The 18,653-nt window shown below is 71.3% G+C and carries 17 protein-coding genes and 1 pseudogene; 8 read left to right on the top strand and 10 right to left on the bottom strand.

Features of this window, described 5'->3' with window-relative positions:
* Positions 1-131: 131 nt before the first annotated feature.
* The 5 genes from ACFC8N_RS16395 to ACFC8N_RS16375 all read right to left on the bottom strand — a co-directional run bounded on the left by ACFC8N_RS16395 (position 132) and on the right by ACFC8N_RS16375 (position 5,668).
* Positions 132-968 carry an undecaprenyl-diphosphate phosphatase gene (locus ACFC8N_RS16395; RefSeq protein WP_356023629.1) on the bottom strand — a complete coding sequence of 279 codons (837 nt, stop codon included), beginning with the start codon at positions 966-968 and terminating at the stop codon, positions 132-134.
* A 59-nt stretch (positions 969-1,027) separates the two neighbouring features.
* Positions 1,028-1,411, bottom strand: a complete 384-nt coding sequence (locus ACFC8N_RS16390; protein ID WP_376288502.1) for a CrcB family protein — start codon at positions 1,409-1,411, stop codon at positions 1,028-1,030.
* A gap of 83 nt (positions 1,412-1,494) precedes the next feature.
* Positions 1,495-1,782 carry an ArsR family transcriptional regulator gene (locus ACFC8N_RS16385; RefSeq protein ID WP_376288501.1) on the bottom strand — a complete coding sequence of 96 codons (288 nt, stop codon included), beginning with the start codon at positions 1,780-1,782 and terminating at the stop codon, positions 1,495-1,497.
* Between the two features lie 192 nt (positions 1,783-1,974).
* On the bottom strand, positions 1,975-3,537 hold the full coding sequence (locus tag ACFC8N_RS16380; RefSeq protein WP_376288500.1) for a glycosyl hydrolase 53 family protein: 1,563 nt from the start codon (positions 3,535-3,537) through the stop codon (positions 1,975-1,977).
* Positions 3,538-3,646: 109 nt separating this feature from the next.
* A complete protein-coding gene (locus ACFC8N_RS16375) occupies positions 3,647-5,668 on the bottom strand; it encodes a beta-galactosidase (protein WP_376288499.1) in 2,022 nt (673 codons plus the stop codon).
* Positions 5,669-5,904: 236 nt separating this feature from the next.
* Here ACFC8N_RS16375 and ACFC8N_RS16370 point away from each other — a divergent pair, with 236 nt between their 5' ends.
* From ACFC8N_RS16370 to ACFC8N_RS16345, 6 genes are all read left to right on the top strand, one after another.
* Positions 5,905-7,221, top strand: a complete 1,317-nt coding sequence (locus tag ACFC8N_RS16370; protein WP_376288498.1) for an ABC transporter substrate-binding protein — start codon at positions 5,905-5,907, stop codon at positions 7,219-7,221.
* A complete protein-coding gene (locus tag ACFC8N_RS16365) occupies positions 7,218-8,156 on the top strand; it encodes a sugar ABC transporter permease (RefSeq protein WP_356023617.1) in 939 nt (312 codons plus the stop codon). Before ACFC8N_RS16370 ends, ACFC8N_RS16365 begins: the two co-directional genes overlap by 4 nt.
* On the top strand, positions 8,153-9,058 hold the full coding sequence (locus ACFC8N_RS16360) for a carbohydrate ABC transporter permease (RefSeq protein WP_362820127.1): 906 nt from the start codon (positions 8,153-8,155) through the stop codon (positions 9,056-9,058). Before ACFC8N_RS16365 ends, ACFC8N_RS16360 begins: the two co-directional genes overlap by 4 nt.
* Positions 9,055-10,086, top strand: a complete 1,032-nt coding sequence (locus ACFC8N_RS16355; protein ID WP_356023613.1) for a LacI family DNA-binding transcriptional regulator — start codon at positions 9,055-9,057, stop codon at positions 10,084-10,086. The genes ACFC8N_RS16360 and ACFC8N_RS16355 overlap by 4 nt, the downstream gene beginning before the upstream one ends.
* Positions 10,087-10,406: 320 nt before the next feature.
* Complete coding sequence (locus ACFC8N_RS16350) at positions 10,407-10,757, top strand: VOC family protein (RefSeq protein ID WP_376288497.1); 351 nt, start codon at positions 10,407-10,409, stop codon at positions 10,755-10,757.
* A 102-nt stretch (positions 10,758-10,859) separates the two neighbouring features.
* The gene (locus ACFC8N_RS16345) at positions 10,860-11,279 is read left to right on the top strand and encodes a MarR family transcriptional regulator (protein ID WP_356023610.1); all 420 of its coding nucleotides are present in this window, start codon (positions 10,860-10,862) and stop codon (positions 11,277-11,279) included.
* On the opposite strand, the gene pqqB is transcribed toward ACFC8N_RS16345, so the two are convergent.
* Together pqqB and ACFC8N_RS16335 are read right to left on the bottom strand one after the other, a co-directional pair.
* Positions 11,276-12,166, bottom strand: coding sequence for a pyrroloquinoline quinone biosynthesis protein PqqB (pqqB, locus tag ACFC8N_RS16340; protein WP_376288496.1), 891 nt, complete (start codon positions 12,164-12,166; stop codon positions 11,276-11,278). The genes ACFC8N_RS16345 and pqqB overlap by 4 nt on opposite strands.
* A gap of 125 nt (positions 12,167-12,291) precedes the next feature.
* Positions 12,292-12,693: an SseB family protein gene (locus ACFC8N_RS16335; RefSeq protein ID WP_356023606.1), complete on the bottom strand. Its 402-nt coding sequence runs from the start codon at positions 12,691-12,693 to the stop codon at positions 12,292-12,294.
* A 150-nt stretch (positions 12,694-12,843) separates the two neighbouring features.
* On the opposite strand from ACFC8N_RS16335, the gene ACFC8N_RS16330 reads away from it, so the two are divergent.
* Positions 12,844-14,109 (top strand): alpha-L-fucosidase, encoded by a 1,266-nt coding sequence (locus ACFC8N_RS16330; protein WP_376288495.1) that lies wholly within the window; start codon positions 12,844-12,846, stop codon positions 14,107-14,109.
* Between the two features lie 20 nt (positions 14,110-14,129).
* Here ACFC8N_RS16330 and ACFC8N_RS16325 read toward each other — a convergent pair whose 3' ends face one another.
* The 3 genes and pseudogenes from ACFC8N_RS16325 to ACFC8N_RS16315 form a co-directional block, all read right to left on the bottom strand.
* Positions 14,130-14,678 (bottom strand): isochorismatase family protein, encoded by a 549-nt coding sequence (locus ACFC8N_RS16325; protein WP_356023604.1) that lies wholly within the window; start codon positions 14,676-14,678, stop codon positions 14,130-14,132.
* A complete protein-coding gene (locus tag ACFC8N_RS16320; protein ID WP_376288513.1) occupies positions 14,675-16,177 on the bottom strand; it encodes a purine-cytosine permease family protein in 1,503 nt (500 codons plus the stop codon). The genes ACFC8N_RS16325 and ACFC8N_RS16320 overlap by 4 nt, the downstream gene beginning before the upstream one ends.
* A gap of 407 nt (positions 16,178-16,584) precedes the next feature.
* Positions 16,585-17,763: pseudogene (locus ACFC8N_RS16315) on the bottom strand (MFS transporter); the annotation flags it as partial.
* Between the two features lie 54 nt (positions 17,764-17,817).
* On the opposite strand from ACFC8N_RS16315, the gene ACFC8N_RS16310 reads away from it, so the two are divergent.
* Positions 17,818-18,615 (top strand): helix-turn-helix transcriptional regulator, encoded by a 798-nt coding sequence (locus ACFC8N_RS16310; RefSeq protein WP_376288494.1) that lies wholly within the window; start codon positions 17,818-17,820, stop codon positions 18,613-18,615.
* Positions 18,616-18,653: the final 38 nt, after the last annotated feature.

Here is an 18,653-nt window from a genome sequence, read left to right as displayed (position 1 = left end):
TCGTTTTCTGGGTGGTCCGTGGGTGGGGGCCCCACCAATGTTTTTCGTTGCCTCCTATACTTAAAACGGGGGGGGGGGGCCCCCCCCTAAACCCCCCCCCCCCCACCCCGTGGGTGATCAGCGGTCTTCGGTCAGGCGCTGAGCACGCCCGTGGCGAGCAGGCCGAGCAGGCCCACGCCGATCACGATCCGGTAGATCACGAACGCGTTGAAGGAGTGCTTGGCGACGAACTTCAGCAGCCACGCGATGGAGGCGTAGGCGACGACGAAGGACACGAGGGTGCCGACGGCCAGCGGGGCCGCGCCCACGCCGGCGCCGAGGGCGTCCTTCAGCTCGTAGATGCCTGCGCCGGTCAGGGCCGGGATGCCGAGGAAGAACGACAGCCGGGTGGCGGCCACCCGGTCGAGGTCCAGGATGAGCGCGGTGGACATGGTGGCGCCGGAGCGGGAGAAGCCGGGGAAGAGCAGGGCGAGGATCTGGGAGCAGCCGACCCACATGGCGTCCTTGAACGAGGTGTCGTCCTCGCCGCGCTTGTGCCGTCCCATCTGGTCGGCCGCCCACATCACACCGGAGCCGACGATCAGCGAGCCGGCCACCACCCACAGCGAGCCGAGGGCGCCGTCGATCAGCGGCTTGGCGGCCAGGCCCACGATGACGATCGGGATGGTGGCGGCGATCACCCACCAGGCGAACTTGTAGTCGTGGTGATAGCGCTCCTCGCGGTTGGTCAGACCGCGGAACCAGGCGGAGACGATGCGCTTGATGTCCTTGAAGAAGTACACGAGCACGGCGGCGATGGCGCCGACCTGGATGACGGCGGAGAAGCCGACCACGGACTTGTCGTCGACGGGGATGTTCATGAGCCCCTCGGTGATCTTCAGGTGACCGGTGGAGGACACCGGGAGGAACTCGGTCACCCCCTCGACGACTCCGAGGACGACGGCCTGACCGACGGAGATGGCGCTCATGGGATCCAGTTCTGGGGAAGAGGAGGAACGGCTGGTCGACAGTGCTGTAGACAGTCTTACTATGCCCGACCGTAGGGCAAGAGCCAGGCAAACAACGTACCGGCGAGGGCGAACCCCGCGAGCGCTGCAGCGAGCCCGGCCGCCACGCTCGCGACGACGTTGACGGCAGCGTAGAGCCCCGAGCCGACCCTGGTCGGCCGCAGGGTCTCGCCGGAGAAGGCGGAGCACGGCGCCGACGCCCCGCACAGTCCGGCATCCAGGAGAAGTTGCAGGTGAAAGCCTGTGACCCCGGTGGACACGACAGCTGCGAACGTCCCGAGGACGAGGCGCCCGGAGCTGTTCACGACGAACGTACCCCAGGGGACGACCGAGTCGTGGCGGGCCCGCACGGCGCGGTCGGCGAGGTGGCCCAGGAGCGCGCCGGCCACAACCTCCGCGGTCATCATGGGCAAGTTCACGACGAACTCTTACCTGCTGCCCCCGGCGGGCGGGGGCCGGAACACGGATCCGCTCCCGGGGCCGGGCCTCACCAGCCTTTCTCGAAGACGCGGGCGACCTCGGCGATGCGCATCTCGTCGCGCCGGTAGCAGACGCGGCAGCGCACGCGGCGGGTGCGCAGCAGGCCGAGGCGGGTGAGGAAGTCGAGGTGGGCGCGGGCTGTGCGGGGCGGGACGCCCAGCTTGACGGCGACGGCCCGCGCGGTGACACCGGTCTCGGCGAGGTCGCCGCGCCCGCGGGCCGGGAAGTGGGCCGCCGGGTCCTTGAGCCACTCCAGGATGGTGCGCCGTATCCGGCCCGAGGGTGCTCCCGTCATCCGTCCGCCCTCCGTCGCCGCCTCCTCGTACGCAGTGTTCCCACTGTGGCCCGGGCGACGCCGTCGTGTGCGGCACTCGACGGCCGTTGTCCGGTACGGGACGGGCATGCGGCCGAGGAGTAACGGGCCCGGGCCGTGTACGACGACGGGGGCCCGGCCGCCCCTTACGGCCGGGCCCCCTGCCGGGGTGGTTCAGCGGTGGCTGAACCACGTCATGGAGGAGAGCGCCTTGTCGTCGTAGCCGAACAGGGCCTGGTTCTCCCAGCCGTTGCCGGAGGTGGCGTCGGTCGGGTCCCAGCCGTTGCCGGACACGGCGGTCCAGGTGGCCTCCCAGTAGAAGACGCCGAGGCCACGGCCGCCCGGGACGGCCTCCACGATGCTCGCGACGTCGTTCATCCACTTGGTCTGGCCGGCCACGGTCGCCGGGTAGCCGGAGACCAGCTTGGCGGTGGTGTCGATCTGGTTCTCCAGCGCGTCGTTGTTGGCCAGTGTGAACGGGTAGGCGGTCTCGGCGACGAAGACGGGCTTGCCGTAGCGGGAGGCCGCGTCGTCCAGGGTGGTCTGGAAGTCGGAGAGCGGGCCGTGCCAGTAGCCGTAGTACGACAGGCCGATCGCGTCGAACTTCACGCCGTTCGCGACCGCGTTGTCGAACCACCACTCCGTGCCGGACTTGTCACCGCCCTTGGCCAGGTGCAGCGCCACGACCGTGGAGGAGCTGACCGCCTTGGCGGCGTCGTAGCCCGAGTTGAGCAGACCGGCCAGCTGGCTCCAGTTGGACGTGGAACCCTCGGACCACAGGATGCCGCCATTGATCTCATTGCCGATCTGGACCATGTCGGCGGTGGTTCCTTGAGCCTTCAACGCGTTCAGGACGTCGTACGTGTGGTTGTACACGTCCGTCTTGAGTTGACTGTATGTATGGCCCGTCCATGCGGCCGGCTTGGTCTGGGCTCCGGGGTCCGCCCAGGTGTCCGAGTAGTGGCAGTCGACCAGGAGCTTCATGCCCTGCGCCTTGATGCGCTTGGCCATCGCGAGGACGTGTGCCTTGTCGTTGAAGCCGTCCGCCGGGTTCACCCAGACCTTCAGGCGGGCGTAGTTCATGCCGTACGACTTCAGGATGGCCAGGGCGTCGCCCGTGGTGCCCGAACTCGTCTTGTAGGCACCGCCCTTGGCCTCGCTCTTGGCGAGGGAGGAGATGTCGGCGCCGTGGATGGACGTGCCGGTGGTGCCGGATGTGAAGGTCAGATCGTCAACATTGATCCAGTTGCCGGCATTCGCGTCACTGTTGATGCTGATGGTGCACTGACTGTTCGTCACCTTGATCGGCGTGACGATACGGATCCACCCACTGGACGAGAGGGGCAGATCGGTGCGCTGTTCGGCACTCCCGCAATTCTTGAGCGCTATGTACGCGGCGTTCTGCCCGCCACTGGAGCGGACCCAGGCGGTCAACGTGTAGTCGCCGTTGGTCAGGCCCGACACGTACTGGTACGTCTCCACCTTGTAGGCGGACGCCGCGTACTGGGTGAGGCGGTAACTGCCGCTGTGGCCGCCGGACTCGGTGTACGAGGCCCCGGTGTCGCCGTACTCGGACCAGCCGGTGGGTGTGGCCGTGCCGGTGCCGTCGGCCTCGAAGCCGCCGTTGGTCAGCGTGCTCGCGGCGTGGGCGGCCTGCGCGGGCAGGAAGGTGAGGGCGAGCCCGGCCGTGAGCGGCAGCAGCAGGGCTCTGGTGGTGCGTCCGGGATGGAACTTCATCGTCCGTCGTCCCTTCGACGTGACTGGGGAGGGGTGTCCTCCGGCGGGGCTGGAGGAGAACCCCTCCGCCCGCGGCTCTCGTGGCACACGCGGGCGGAGGGGAGCCTGCTCAGCCGTCGAGTCGTACGACCCGTACGGCCCCTGCCGGGACCGGGAGGCGGCCCGCGGCGCGTTCGCCCGTCAGCAGCTCGGTGCCGGGCGACTCCAGCGGCACCTTGGTGTCGCCGGCGGTGTGGTTGATCGCGAAGAGGTACGTGCCCGACGCGCCGCTGCGGCGCACCACTTCGACGTCCCGGGGCAGGTCTGCGCGCGGCGCGAGCCGGGCGTCGTCGGCGGCCCAGCCGATCAGCGCGTCCAGGCCATGGGCGTCGAGGCGGGTGGAGACGTACCAGGCGGTGCCGTCGCCGAGCCGGTGCCGGGTGACGGCGGGGCGGCCGGCGGTGAGCCCGTCGGCGTAGGTCCACACGGTCTCGGCGCCGCGCGGCACGACGAACTCCGTCCACACGTCCCCGGTCAGCTCGGAGCCGTCGGGTCCGGCCAGCCGCACCCGCTCGTCCTTGAGCAGCGGCGAGAACTCCTCCACCGTCAGACCGAGGACGTCGCGCAGCGCGCCCGGGTAGGCGCCCTCGTGCACGGCGTCGTACTCGTCGACGATGCCGGAGAAGTACGACACCACGAGCGTGCCGCCGTTCTCGACGTACTCCCGGACGTTGTTCCCGGCCGCCTCCGTCATCAGGTAGAGGGCCGGTACGACGACAAGGGGATAGGCCGACAAGTCGGCTTCCGGGTGGGCGAAGTCGACCGTGAGGTGGCGGTCGTAGAGGGCCTCGTAGAAGGAGTCGGCGCGTTCGCGTGGGTCGTGGTCCTCGCTGGGGCGCCAGGAGAGGTTCTGCGCCCACCAGGACTGCCAGTCCCACAGCATGGCGACGTCGGCCTCCGTGCGGGTGCCGCGGATCGTGCTCAACGAGTCGACGGACGCGCCGAGTTCGACCACCTCGCGCCACACCCGGGTGTCGGTGCCGCCGTGCGGCAGCATCGCCGAGTGGAACTTCTCGGCGCCGCGCCGGGACTGGCGCCACTGGAAGAACATCGCGCCCTCGGAGCCGCGGGCCACGTGGGCGAGCGAGTTGCGGGCCATCTGGCCGGGGGCCTTCGCGGGGTTGCGCGGCTGCCAGTTGACGCCGGAGGTGGAGTGTTCGAGGAGCAGCCAGGGTGCGCCTCCGGCCACGGACCGGGTGAGGTCGGCGGCCATCGCGAGGTTGACGTGGGTGCGGCGGCCGTCGGTGATCAGGTAATGGTCGTTGGTGACGAGGTCGACCTCGCGGCCCCAGGACCAGTAGTCGATCGAGTCGCACTGGCTGAGCGCGGTCATGAAGTTCGTGGTGACCGGGACACCGGGTGACAGGCGGTGCAGGATGTCGCGTTCGGCGGTGAAGTTCTCGCGGATGGTCGCGTCGGCGAACCGCTTGTAGTCCAGGGCCTGGCCCGGGTTGCCGACGGTCGGGGTGGCCCGGGGCGGGTTGATCTGCTCGAAGCCCGTGTAGCGCTGCCCCCAGAAGGCCGTCCCCCAGGCCTCGTTGACGGCTTCGACGGTGCCGTGGGTCCGGGCGAGCCAGCGGCGGAAGTGTGCGGCGCAGGAGTCGCAGTAGCAGGCGGAGACGGGGACGCCGTACTCGTTGTGGACGTGCCACAGGGCGAGTGCGGGGTGGTCGCCGTAGCGTTCGGCGAGTTTCACGGTGATCGCCCCGGCCGCGGCCCGGTAGTCGGCGTTGCTGTGGCAGATCGCGCCGCGGGAGCCGAACTCGTATCGCGTGCCGTCGGCGGTCACCGGCAGGGCCTCGGGATGCGCGCGGTAGAACCAGGCGGGCGGGGCGACGGTCGGCGTGCCGAGGTCGACGCGGATGCCGTTCTCGTGGAGCAGGCCGATCACCCGGTCGAGCCAGCCGAAGTCGTACTCCCCCGGGGCCGGTTCCAGCAGGGCCCAGGAGAAGATCCCGACGCTCACCATCGTGACGCCGGCCTCCCGCATCAGCCGGACGTCCTCCAGCCAGACGCTTTCCGGCCACTGCTCGGGGTTGTAGTCGCCACCGAAGGCGAGCCTGGTGAGGCCCCTGGGGCTGGTGTCCGGCATGGGTGTCTCCCGTTGAATCGATCATTTGGGAACGTGCACACACAACGGAGGCGGTGCGAGCCCAACATAACCGCACAGCAACAACCATTGACAAGTGTCCGGGATGTTTCTCTACTGTGAACGCTCACAGAAGCATGGCGGGGACTCCGGACAGGCGAGGACCTAGTTCATGTGAACGTGCACATCTGCATGGCAGGTCCCCGCAGGAGGCGGGGACCCAGGTCAGGGGAGAAACCATGCCGCACACGAAGCGTCGTCGCCTCGTGACAACCGCCCTCGCCGTCGCGCTCGGCGCGACCACCCTCGCCGCCTGCGGCTCCGGGGACGACAGCAAGTCCGAGTCCGGTCCGGTCTCGCTGACGTACTGGACCTGGACGCCCGGCATGGACAAGGTCGTGGACCTGTGGAACAAGGGGCCGGGGAAGAAGGACCAGATCACGGTCACGGTGAAGAAGCAGGCGTCCGGCGACACGCTGGTCACCAAGATCCTCACCGCGCACAAGGCGAAGAAGGCCCCGGACCTGGTGCAGGCCGAGTACCAGGCGCTGCCGACCCTGGTCAGCAACGACGCGCTGGCCGACATCTCCCAGCAGGTCGGTGACATCAAGGGCAAGTTCGCCGACGGCGTCTGGCAGCAGACCACGCTCGGCACGAACGCCGTCTACGCCGTCCCGCAGGACATCGGGCCGATGATGTTCTACTACCGCGCGGACCTGTTCAAGAAGTACGGCCTGACGGTCCCCACCACCTGGGAGCAGTTCGCCGAGACCGCCCGCCAGTTGAAGAAGAAGGCGCCGGACAAGGACCTGACCACCTTCTCCGCCAACGACTCCGGCCTCTTCGCCGGTCTCGCCCAGCAGGCCGGCGCCAAGTGGTGGACCGCCTCCGGCGGCAAGTGGAAGGTCGCCATCGACGACACGGCCACCCAGAAGGTCGCCACGTTCTGGGGCGGGCTGGTCAAGGAAGGCGTCATCGACAACCAGCCGATGTACACCCCCGCCTGGAACAAGGCGCTGGACACCGGCAAGCAGCTCGCCTGGGTGAGCGCCGTGTGGGCGCCGGGCACGCTGACCACGGCCGCGCCCGACACGAAGGGCAAGTGGGCGATGGCGCCGCTGCCGCAGTGGTCGGCGACCGAGGACGTGACCGGCAGCTGGGGCGGTTCCTCCACGGCCGTGACCACCGACTCCGCGCACAAGGAGGCGGCCGCGAAGTTCGCCGCCTGGCTGAACACGGACCACGACGCCCTGAACGCGCTGGCCAAGGACGGCGGCATCTACCCGGCCTCCACGTCCGCGCAGCTCAGTGGCGCCTTCTCCAACCCGCCGGACTACTTCTCGAACCAGGCCGACTTCTACACCAAGGCCGCCGACATCGCGAAGACCACGGCGCCCTCGGCGTGGGGCCCGAACGTGAACGTCGCCTACACGTCGTTCAACGACGCGTTCGGCTCCGCCGCCAAGAACAAGTCGGACTTCGCCGCCGCCCTGAAGACGATGCAGGACGCCACGGTCGCCGACATGAAGAAGCAGGGCTTCGGGGTTTCCCAGTGACGAGCCCCGCACGCCGGAAGTCGTACGGGGTCAAGGGGGCCCCGTACGCCTTCCTCTTCCCCGCCACCGCACTCTTCGCCCTCTTCTTCGCGCTGCCCATCGGTTACGCCGTCTTCCTCAGCTTCCGCAAGGTGCACGTCTCCGGGCTCGGCCTGGGCGCGGGTGCGCGCGCTGAGGTCTGGGCCGGCTTCGCGAACTACACCGAGGCCTTCAAGGACAGCGAGCTGCTCCAGGGCGCGCTGCGCGTGCTCGGCTACGGCTGCATCGTCGTCCCGGTGATGCTGGGCCTCGCCCTGCTGTTCGCGCTGATGCTGGACTCCGAGCGGGTGCGGCTCACACCGTTCACCCGGCTCGCGATCTTCCTGCCGTACGCCGTCCCCGGCGTGGTGGCGGCGCTGCTGTGGGGCTTCCTGTACCTGCCGGACGTGAGCCCCTTCTACTACCTGCTGGCGAAGCTGCATCTGCCGCAGCCGAACCTGCTGGACGGCGGTCCGCTCTATCTCGCCCTGTCGAACATCGCGGTCTGGGGCGGCACCGGCTTCAACATGATCGTCATCTACACGTCGTTGAGGTCCATTCCGGCCGAGGTGTACGAGGCGGCGAAGCTGGACGGCGCGAGCCCGCTGCAGATCGCCCTGAAGATCAAGATCCCGATGGTGGCGCCCTCGCTGGTACTGACCTTCTTCTTCTCGATCATCGCGACGCTCCAGGTCTTCAACGAACCGACGACCCTCAAGCCGCTCACCAACTCCGTCAACACGACGTGGAGTCCGCTGATGAAGGTGTACCAGGACGCCTTCGGCCGCAACGACATCTACTCGGCGGCCGCCGAGGCGACCCTGATCGCCCTGGTCACGCTGCTGCTGTCGTTCGGGTTCCTGCGGGCCGCGAACAGCCGCAGCAAGCGGGACGTCAGTCAAGGAGACGCGCGATGAGTTCTCTTGCCCTGCGCAAGGCGGCCCCGGCCGCGGGCACCACCCCTGGCACGGCCCAGGGTCCGCCGCTGCGCCGCCGGATCGCACTGGTGCCGACGATCACGCTGCTGGCCGGGGCGATCTACACGCTGCTGCCGGTCGCGTGGGTGGTGATCGCGTCCACCAAGTCCGGGCACGAGCTGTTCTCCACCTTCACCTTCCTGCCGGGCACCGGGTTCACGCGGAACATCGAGGACCTGAGCGCCTACCGCGGGGGCGTCTACTGGAAGTGGATGGGCAACTCCGCCCTGTACGCCGGTCTCGGCGCACTGCTCTCCACGGCCGTCTCGGCGTTCAGCGGCTACGCGCTCGCGACCTACCGCTTCAAGGGCCGCGAGACGATCTTCAACGTCCTGCTCGCGGGCGTGCTGATGCCGCCGGTGATCCTCGCGATCCCGCAGTACCTGCTGCTGGCGAAGGCGAACCTGACGGACTCCTACCTGTCCGTGCTGCTGCCGCAGATCCTCTCCCCGTACGGGGTCTACCTGGCCCGGATCTACTCCGCCGCGGCCGTCCCCGCCGATGTGGTGGAGGCCGGGCGCATGGACGGGGCGAGCGAGTGGCGGATCTTCACCCGGATCGCGCTGCCGATGATGATCCCGGGCATGGTCACCGTGTTCCTGTTCCAGTTCGTCGCGATCTGGAACAACTTCCTGCTGCCGTTCATCATGCTCAGCGACGACGAGAAGTTCCCGCTCACGCTGGGCCTGTACACGCTGCTGGAACAGGGCTCCAACACCCCGGCGCTGTACACCCTCGTGATCACGGGCGCGTTCCTCGCGGTCCTCCCGCTGATCGCCCTGTTCCTGGTCATTCAGCGGTTCTGGAGCCTCGACCTGCTGTCCGGGGCCGTAAAGTCATGACCATGAGCAATCCGGGCGGCCGGCGCAAACCGCCGACGATCCACGACGTGGCGCGCGAGGCAGGCGTCTCGCGCGGCACCGTCTCGCGCGTGCTCAACGGCGGGCACTACGTCTCTCCCGCCGCGCAGGAGGCGGTCAACGCCGCCATCCGCAGGACCGGGTACGTCGTGAACCGGCACGCCCGTTCACTGATCACCGGACGCTCCGACTCGGTCGGCTTTCTGCTGACCGAGCCGCAGGAGCGGTTCTTCGAGGACCCCAACTTCAATGTCCTGCTGCGCGGTTGCACCCAGGCGCTGGCCGCGCACGACGTGCCGCTCCTGCTGATGCTGGCGGGCACCGAGGACGAACGGCGGCGCATCACGCGGTACATCACCGCCGGGCACGTCGACGGGGTGCTGCTGGTCTCCAGCCACTCCGGTGATCCGGTCGCGCAGGAACTGCGGGAGGCGGGCGTGCCGCTCGTCGCCTGCGGAAAGCCCATCGGCCTGGGCTCGAAGGTGAGTTACGTGGCCGCCGACGACCGGGACGGCGCGCGGGACATGGTCCGGCATCTGCTGTCGCTGGGGCGGCGCAGGATCGGTGTGGTCACCGGTCCGCTGGACACACCGGGTGGGGTGGAGCGGCTCGCCGGGTACAAGGAGGTGCTCACCGAGGCCGGCATCGGGGTCGACGAACGGCTCGTCGTCTCCGGCGACTACAGCCGGGCGAGCGGTGAGGCGGGCGCGGAGCGGCTGCTGGCACAGGCGCCGGACATGGACGCGGTGTTCGTGGCCTCAGACCTGATGGCGCAGGGCGTGCTGGCGGCGTTGCACCGGGCCGGGAAGGAGGTGCCGGATGACATCGCTGTCGGCGGCTTCGACGACTCCCCGGCGGCGACAGCGGCCACTCCGGCCCTGACGACGATCAGGCAGCCGTGGGACCGGATCAGCAGCGAAATGGTGCGGGTGCTGCTCGCGCAGATCGGCGGGGAGGATCCGGCGGCGGTGATTCTGCCGACGGAACTGGTGCGGCGGGCGTCGGCCTGAGCGCCGACCGGAGTGCTGGGAGAGGCCGTCAGCCGTCTGCGGCGGCGTCGTGGTCTCTCGCGCCCACGCGGCGGCCAGTTCCGTGGTTAGGCCGCGGCTCATCAAGGTCACCGGCATTCACGTCGGCCCGGGGATCCAGGCGGCTGCAGCGCCGGGATGAGGGCGGACCGGTGCGTGACGGGCGCCACCCGGGTGAAGATCGCGGGCCGGTGTCGGCAACCGGTCAGGATCGGAGAAGCCGTGGCGGGCCGACCGGTCCTAGCGTGAGGTGCACCGGCGGGACGACCCGCCGGCCCGCGCATCGCGAAGGAGTGAGTGCCATGACCACAGGCGTGCAGACGATCATCTACCCCGTCAAGGACGCGAAGGCCGCCAAGGCGCTGTTCACCGCCCTGCTGGGCGTCCAGCCGTATGCCGACGAGCCGTACTACATCGGTTTCAAGGCCGCCGGGCAGGACGTCGGGCTCGACCCGAACGGTCACGCGCAGGGCCTGACCGGCCCGGTGCCGTTCTGGCACGTGACCGACCTGCGCGAGCGGCTCGCGGCGCTGGTGGAGGCGGGTGCCGAGGTGCTCCAGGACGTGCGGGACGTGGGCAACGGCCGGCTGATCGCCTCCGTGAAGGACCCCGACGGCAACCTGATCGGCCTCCTCCAGGACCCGGCCGCCTGAGACCCGGCTGCCTGAGACCCGCCCCGCGAGCCCCGGTCACCGCCCGCACCCCGAACTAGTTGCACACTCAACGATTGGCTGGATCGGTGCTACGGTGCGGGTATGGCAGTCAAGACGGCGGACGCCCGGCTTGAGGAACGGTGGCGGGACATCCTCGCGGTGCACGCGCGCACGATGTGCGAGATAGACCGGGCGCTGCACCCGCACGGACTGGGCGCCAGCGATTTCGAGGTGCTCGACATCCTGGCGACCGAGTCGCCCGCGCCGGGCGAGCAGTGCCGGGTGCAGAATCTGGTCGGCCGGGTGCACCTGAGCCAGAGCGCGCTGTCCCGGCTGATCGGCCGGCTGGAGAAGGACGGGCTGGTCGAGCGCTCGGTGTGCGCGGAGGACCGGCGTGGGGTGTGGGTGGCGCTCACCCCCAAGGGCCGCGCCCTGCACACGGCGGTGCTGCCGCTCCAGCGGGCGGTGCTGGAGCGCATGCTCGCCGAGCAGGACGTCAGAGCATCGGCTCCACAGCCCTAGAGCAGCAGTTCGGCCCCGTCGTCCAGCACCTCGACCCCGTGCTCGGCGGCACGCGCGCGTGCCGGTGACGCCGGGTCGAGCAGCGGGTTCGTGTTGTTGAGATGGGTGTAGACCCGGCGCGCCCCGGGATGCCGGGCGAGGGCGGCGAGGGTGCCGTCCGGGCCGGTGACCGGCAGATGCCCCATGGCCGCCTGCCCGGCGCCGGACCGTACCGCCGTCCCCATCTCGTCGGCCGCGTAAAAGGTGCCGTCGACCAGCACACAGTCGGCCTCGGCGCACAGCTCGTCCAGCTCCGCGCTCCAGGCGCCCACGCAGGGCGCGTACACCAGCACTCCCCCGCTGGCCAGGTCCTCGACGCGGTACGCCGTCACCCACGGGCCGGCCGGCTGCGGCGCCTGCACCGGAATGTACTTCGGGATCTTCGCGCCCACCGTACGGGCCGTGACCACCAGCCCGCCGGCCAGCACGAATCCGCCGTCGGCCAGGGTGTCCGCCCATTCCCAGGGGGCGTAGCGCTCCAGGGCGGTGCGGACGGGGGCGAGCGCCGAGCGGACCGGCGGAGCCGCGTAGACCTTCAGGCCCGCCGCTCCCCGCAGCTCGCCGAGTCCGGTGACGTGGTCGGCCTCGGCGTCGGTGAGCAGGACCCCGCGCAGCGGGGTGTCCCGGGGGCCGGGGCCGGGCCACAGTGCCGGTGTGGCGGTGAGCTGGGTGCGCAGATCGGGCGAGGCGTTCAGCAGCCACCAGTCGCGGCCGTTGCCGCTGACGGCGGCGCACTCCTGGGTGCGGGAGGGCAGCCTGCCGTCCCGGGCGGCCGCGCACAGCGCGCAGGCGCAGTTCCACTGCGGGAAGCCGCCCCCGGCGGCGGTGCCCAGCAGGACGACCCTCACGATTACCCCTCCGCGTTCGACCGGCCTTTCTCCCGCTGGGATCTTCCCCTCGCGAGGAGAGGGGCCACCCCGGCGCGGGGAGCAGTTCCGGCCGTTCGGTCGCCCAAGGGGGGTGAGGGCGTGTTTCAGCGGGCCAGCAGTGTCCGTACCCCCTGTGACGTGAGCGTCAGGGCGTGGGCCGAGTTGCCGTCTATGGCCAGGGCCAGGTCCTCGTCGGGCCACTGTGCGGCGAGGGCGCCGAGCGGGACGAGGCGGTAGCGCGAGATGAACGGCAGCAGCCGGCCCAGCTCGCCCTCCGTGGTGAACACGGGAACGACCGGTTCGCCTCCGGGCTGTTCCAGGACGGGCAGGGCCAGCGAGGAGGTTTCGGCTCCCTCCTCGTCGGGCGCGTCGTCCGGCACCGGGACGAGCACGTCGCTGTGCGCGAGGGTGTCCAGGGCGGCCTGGTCCTCGGCGTTCACGGCCAGCGCGTCCAGCGCCTGCTGGGCCGGTGTCGGCCGGTGGTCGTGTGCGGCGGATGTCTCCATGGCAGATCCCCAGGTAGCTGCGGTGATGCGGCCTCCCGGGCGGGTCCGTGCCCGGGTGCTCCCGGTCGCGTACCCGCTGGGCCCGGGGGCATGCGTGGGGATCGCGGGGAGGTCTGGTGAGCACGCGGGCGCGCGCCCTAGCGTGTCCTCATGCCGATGCGACCCTGGTTCCGCGAGGCCAAGCTGGGCATCTTCGTCCACTGGGGCGTCTACGCGGTGGACGGAGTGCCGGAGTCCTGGTCCTTCTACACCGGCCAGGTCTCCCACGAGCAGTACATGAGGCAGCTGGACGGTTTCACGGCGTCCCGTTACGACCCGCGCGCGTGGGCGGAGCTTTTCGCCCGCGCCGGGGCCCGGTACGCCGTGCTCACCGCGCGTCATCACGACGGGGTGGCCCTGTGGGACAGCGCGTACGGCGGGCTGGACGTGGTCCGCCGCACCCCGGCGGGGCGCGACCTGATCGCCGGGTACGCGGACGCGCTGCGGGATCGCGGCCTCAAAGTGGGCCTGTACTACTCCCATTCGGACTGGAACCACCCCGACTACGCGAGCACCCGGCACCCCGCCCCGGACGAGGATCCCCCGAACCCCCTCGCGCACGCCCGGCCCGGTGCGGAGGATCCGGCGGCCTGGTCGCGGTACCTCACCTACCGGGACGGGCAGGTCGGGGAGCTGGTGGACCGGTTCCGGCCGGACCTGCTGTGGTTCGACGGCGAGTGGGAGCGCACCGAGGAGCAGTGGGGGCTGGACGCCCTGGCCGCGCGGATCCTGGCCGGGAACCCGGACACCGTGCTCAACGCGCGCATGCTGAGCCACGGCGACTACGCCACCCCGGAGCAGGGCGTGCCGCTCCAGGCGCCCGACGGGCCCTGGGAGTTGTGCCTCACGGTCAACGACTCCTGGGGCTTCCAGCACCGGGACCACAACCACAAGTCGGTGCGCCAGCTGGTGCGTTACTTCACGGAGACGATCGCCGCGGGCGGCAACCTGCTGCTCGACGTGGGCCCGCGCGAGGACGGCACGATCCCGGCGGAACAGGCGGACCGGCTCACGGGGCTCGGGGCGTGGATCGGCCGGCACGGCGAGGCCGTGTACGGCACGGTCGCGGGGCTGCCGCCGGGCCACCACTACGGCCCGAGCACGCTGTCGGCCGACCGGCGGACGCTGTACCTCGTGTGCTTCGACACCCCGCGCGAGACGGTGTCCGTGCGCGGGCTGCGCAACCGGGTGCGCCGGGTGCGGGTGCTGGGGACGGACGCCGGTCTGGGCCACCGGGTCACCGGCGGGCTGCACGACGTACCGGGCGTGACCTGGATCGACGCGCCGGCTGCCATGGACGTGGACGAGTACGCGACCGTGCTCGCCGTGGAACTCGACGGGGAACTCGATCTGTACCGAGGTACCGGGCGGACCTGACGCCGTCGGCCGCGCGGTCGTCAGCCGGGCCCGGCGAGCAGGCCGGCGACGGTGGTGACCCGGACCAGCGGCCGGTACAGGTCCATCAGCTGGAGGGCCTTGAGGTGGGAGTCGTCGTCCGCGCCCGCGCAGGCGTCGGCGACCACCAGCACCTCGGTGCCGGCGTCGGCGGCGGCCAGGGCGGTGGACAGGACACAGCAGTCGGTGCTGACGCCGGCCAGGACCAGACGGTCGCCGGGGGCGAGACGGGCGGCGAGCTGCGGGGTCCACTTGCCGAAGGTGGTGGCGTCCAGGACGTGCTGAGCCTCGTCGGTGAACTCTGCGTCCAAGTCCCAGAGTTCGGCGTCCGGAGGCCTGCGGGCGAAGGGCCATCGCTCGTAGTAGGCGCGCCAGGCGCCGGTCGGGTGCTCGGGGGCCACGAAGCGGGTGAAGGTCACGCGGCCGGTGAAGGCGGGCAGCAGGCTGCGTACGCCTGCCGCCGCGTCCGCGTACCGGGGTGCGGCCCAGGGGCTCGCCGGGTCGGCGAAGACGTGCTGCATGTCGATGACGGCGAGGTGGCCGGCGCTCATGCGGGGAGCATCCCTTCGCCGGGCGGCGGTGCCCCGTCCTCCTGGGCGCGCACCCGGCGGCGGCCGAGGAGCAGCGTGCCGAGGAAGGCGAGCGCGAGGGCGGCGAGGACACCGAGGTTGGCGGACGCCCAGGCGCCGGACTTGCCGCCGAGACCGAGCGGCCCGAGCAGATAGCCCTGCCAACTGAGCCAGCTCGCGGAGGTGTTGGTGACCAGGCCCCAGCCGAGGGCCGTGGCGGCGAGGGTGAGCAGCAGGGGTGCCGGGGGGATGTCGCCGTAGCGGCCGTGCGGGCGGTAGAGGTCGCCGTCGTCGTAGTCGCGGCGGCGCAGGGCGAGGTCGGCCAGCATGATGCCGCACCAGGCGGCGATGGGGACGCCGAGCGTGGTGAGGAATCCCGTGAACGGGGCGAGGAAGTCGTCAGCGAAGAACACGATGTAGACGGAGCCGGCGATCATCAGGGCACCGTCGAGGAGCGCGGCCAGGTAGCGGGGCACCGGCAGACCGGCGGAGAGCAGGGCGAGGCCGGAGGAGTAGATGTCGAGGACGGCGCCGCCGACCAGACCGAGGACGGCGACGACGGCGAACGGCACCAGGAACCAGGTCGGCAGGATGGTCGTGAGCGCGCCGATCGGGTCGGCCGCGACCGCCTTGCTCAGCGACTGCGAGGAACCGGCCAGCAGCAGCCCGAAGACGAGCAGGAGCAGCGGGGCGACACAGGCGCCGAAGGTGGTCCAGCCGATCACCGCCCGGCCGGCCGAACTGCGGGGCAGATAGCGGGAGTAGTCTGCGGCGGCGTTGACCCAGCCGAGGCCGAAGCCGGTCATCATGAACACGAGCGCGCCGATGAACTCCTGCGGGGAGCCGGCCGGGACGGCGCTGACGGCGGCCCAGTGGATGTGGCCGGCAACGAGGGCGACGTAGACGACGGTGAGGACGCCCGTGATCACGGTGATCGCCGTCTGCAGCCGCATGATGACGTCGAAGCCCATGACTCCGCCGACGACGGTCAGCGCGGCCACGACGACGAGGGCGAGCACCTTGGTCCCGGTGCCGCCGCCCCAGCCGAGGCGGCCGAAGACCGTCGCGGTGGCGAGCGTGGCGAGCGCCGTGAGTACCGTCTCCCAACCGACGGTGAGCATCCAGGAGATCAGGGACGGCAGCCGGTTGCCGCGCACTCCGTACGCGGCCCGGCTGAGCACCATCGTCGGTGCCGAGCCCCGCTTTCCGGCGACCGCGATGAACCCGCACAGCAGGAACGAGACGACGATGCCGAGCACGCCTGCGGCGAGGGCCTGCCAGAAGGAGATGCCGAAGCCGAGCGCGAACGCGCCGTAACTCAGCCCTAGGACCGAGACGTTCGCGCCGAACCAGGGCCAGAACAGCGTGCGCGGCGTGCCCTTGCGCTCCGCGTCCCCGATCACGTCGAGGCCGTGTGTCTCCAGTTGGATCGGGCGGCCGGCGGGTCTGCCGTCGACCGGGTCCTGCGGGTACGTCGTCACACCGGGCCCCCTGTCCTGCCCGTCCGGGCGTGTCGCGATCACGCTAGGCGGGCACCCCGGGAGCGTCAATCGAGTTGGCGCACGTCGGCACTGCGGGGCGGGACCGGGCGCGTCGCGTCGGACTCCGGCCGTGGGAAGGCGGGCTCGGGCCGTCGGGCGGCGGGTTCACGCCGTGCGGCGGCGGCTCCCGGCAGCGGGGCAACGGCTCCCGGCAGCGTCGCGCCGGACTCCGGCCGCGGGGAGGCAGGTTCGGGCCGTCGGGAAGCGGGTTCACGCCGTGCGGCGGCGGCTCCCGGCAGCGGGGCAACAGCTCCCGGCCGCATCGCGCCGGACTCCGGCCGCAGGGCGGCAGGTTCGGGCCGTCGGCCAACAGTTCCCGGCCCTGGGACGGCGGGTTCCGGCCGCGAGGCCGCGGGTTCCGGCCCTGGGGTCGGGGGTTCCGGCCGTGGGGTCGGGGGTTCCGGCAGGGTGCGGGCGAGCAGCCAGCTCAGTACGGGCATCAGGATGAGCGGGGCGAGGGCGGTGCGCAGGGACGTGGCGTCGGCGAGCCGGCCGATGAGCGGGCTCACCAGCCCGCCGACGCTCACCGCCAGGCCGAGCGTGATGCCGCCTGCCGTGCCGACCCGTGAGGGCAGATAGTCCTGGCCGAGGGTGACCTGGAGGGAGAACGGCACGTAGAGGCCGGCGGAGGTCAGCGCCACGCACGCGTACAGGGCCGGGCCGGGGACGAACACGACGCCCGCGACCGCCAGGGCCGACACCAGGTACGACCACCGGCACACGGTGACCCGGTCCCACCGCTCGGCCAGCGCGCCGCCGAGCACGGAGCCGATCGCGCCGCCGGCGTAGAGCACACACAGCGCGGCGGTACCCGCGCCCGCTCCGCCGCCCAGGCGTTGCTCGGCGTACAGGGACAGGAAGGTGCTCAGGCCGATGAAGGCGATCGAGCGGCACACCACCGCCAGCGACAGCCGGACGAACGACGCCCTGTCGTCGGGTCCGGTCCGCGCGGCCATACCGGCGGAGCAGGCCGGTGGGCGGCGTCCGGGGGTGCGCAGGACGGCCAGGCAGAGCGCGGTCCCCGCGAGCGCGGGCAGTGCCAGTGCCGGGGTCCGGCGCAGCCCGCCCGTGCCCACGACGGCCGCGACCAGCAGCGGGGCGAGGGCGAAGCCCACGTTGCCGCCCAGCGAGAACCAGCCCATGGCACGGTGCGAGCCCCCGCTCGCGAGCCGGGCGACGCGGGCCGACTCGGGGTGGTAGGCGGCCACGCCGATCCCGGTCACCGCCATGCACACGAGGGTCGGGCCGTAGCCGCCGTCGAGGCCGGAAGAAGAGATGCCGAGGCCGGCGAGGAGTGTGCTGACGGGGAGCAGCCAGGGGACCGCGCGGCGATCGGTGAGGGCGCCGAACAGCGGTTGCGCCACCGAGGACAGCAGAGAGGCGGCCAGTACGACACCGGAGGCGGCGGCGTAGCCGTAGCCGCGCCCGGCGACGAGGAAGGGGATCAGGGCCGCGACGGCGCCCTGGTAGACGTCGACGCAGGCGTGCCCCACGGACAGCAGGGTGATCGAGGCGTTCTTTCGCACCTCGTCATGCTGCGACCGGGTGATACTGTCGCGCTTTCGATAAACTGCCCGATAATGACAGAAATCCGCCATGAACCGATCGCTCCGACGCGCACCCGGTTGCTGGCGTCCCGTACGGGGATCGACGCCCACCGGCACGACGACCACCAGATCGTCTACGCGGGCCGGGGCGTCGTGGCCGTCACCACCGACGCCGGTTCCTGGGTCGCCCCGGCCACCCGTGCCCTGTGGGTGCCGGCCGGCACGGTGCACGCCCACGAGGCGTACGGGGAGCTGGAGTTGCACCTGATGGGGCTGCCCTCGACCGAGAACCCGCTGGGTCTGGACACCCCGACCGTGCTCGCCGTGTCCCCGCTGCTGCGCGAGCTGATCATCGCGCATACCCGTACCCCGGACGACGGCAGTCCCGAGCGGGCGCGGCTGCGCGCGGTGCTGCTGGACCAGTTGCGCGCCTCGCCCCAGCAGCCCCTGCACCTGCCGGCGCCGTCGTCGCCGCTGCTGCGCGCGCTGTGCGGCATCCTGCTCGCCGATCCGGCGGACGGCCGTACCCTCGCCGAGCTGGGCCGGGAGGTCGGCGCGAGCGACCGTACGCTGTCGCGGCTGTTCCGCGGCGAGCTGGGCATGACGTTTCCGCAGTGGCGCACCCAGGCGCGGCTGCACCGGGCGTTGGTGCTGCTGGCCGAGCAGACCCCGGTGACGGCGGTGGCGCACCGCTGCGGCTGGTCCTCGGCCAGCGCGTTCATCGACGTCTTCCGGCGCGCCTTCGGCCATACGCCGGGCGCGCGCCCGGCGGACCCCGGCGGCGTCCCCCGTACCCCCGGTACTCCCGGCACCCCCGACAACCTCGGCTGACACACCTGCGAGCACCTCCGCCGGCACCGGCGCATCCT

It is taken from the genome of Streptomyces sp. NPDC055966 (assembly GCF_042269865.1).
Taxonomy (GTDB): Bacteria; Actinomycetota; Actinomycetes; order Streptomycetales; family Streptomycetaceae; genus Streptomyces.
Note: the sequence above shows the minus strand (reverse complement) of the source record. Positions and strands in the feature narration are given on the sequence as shown.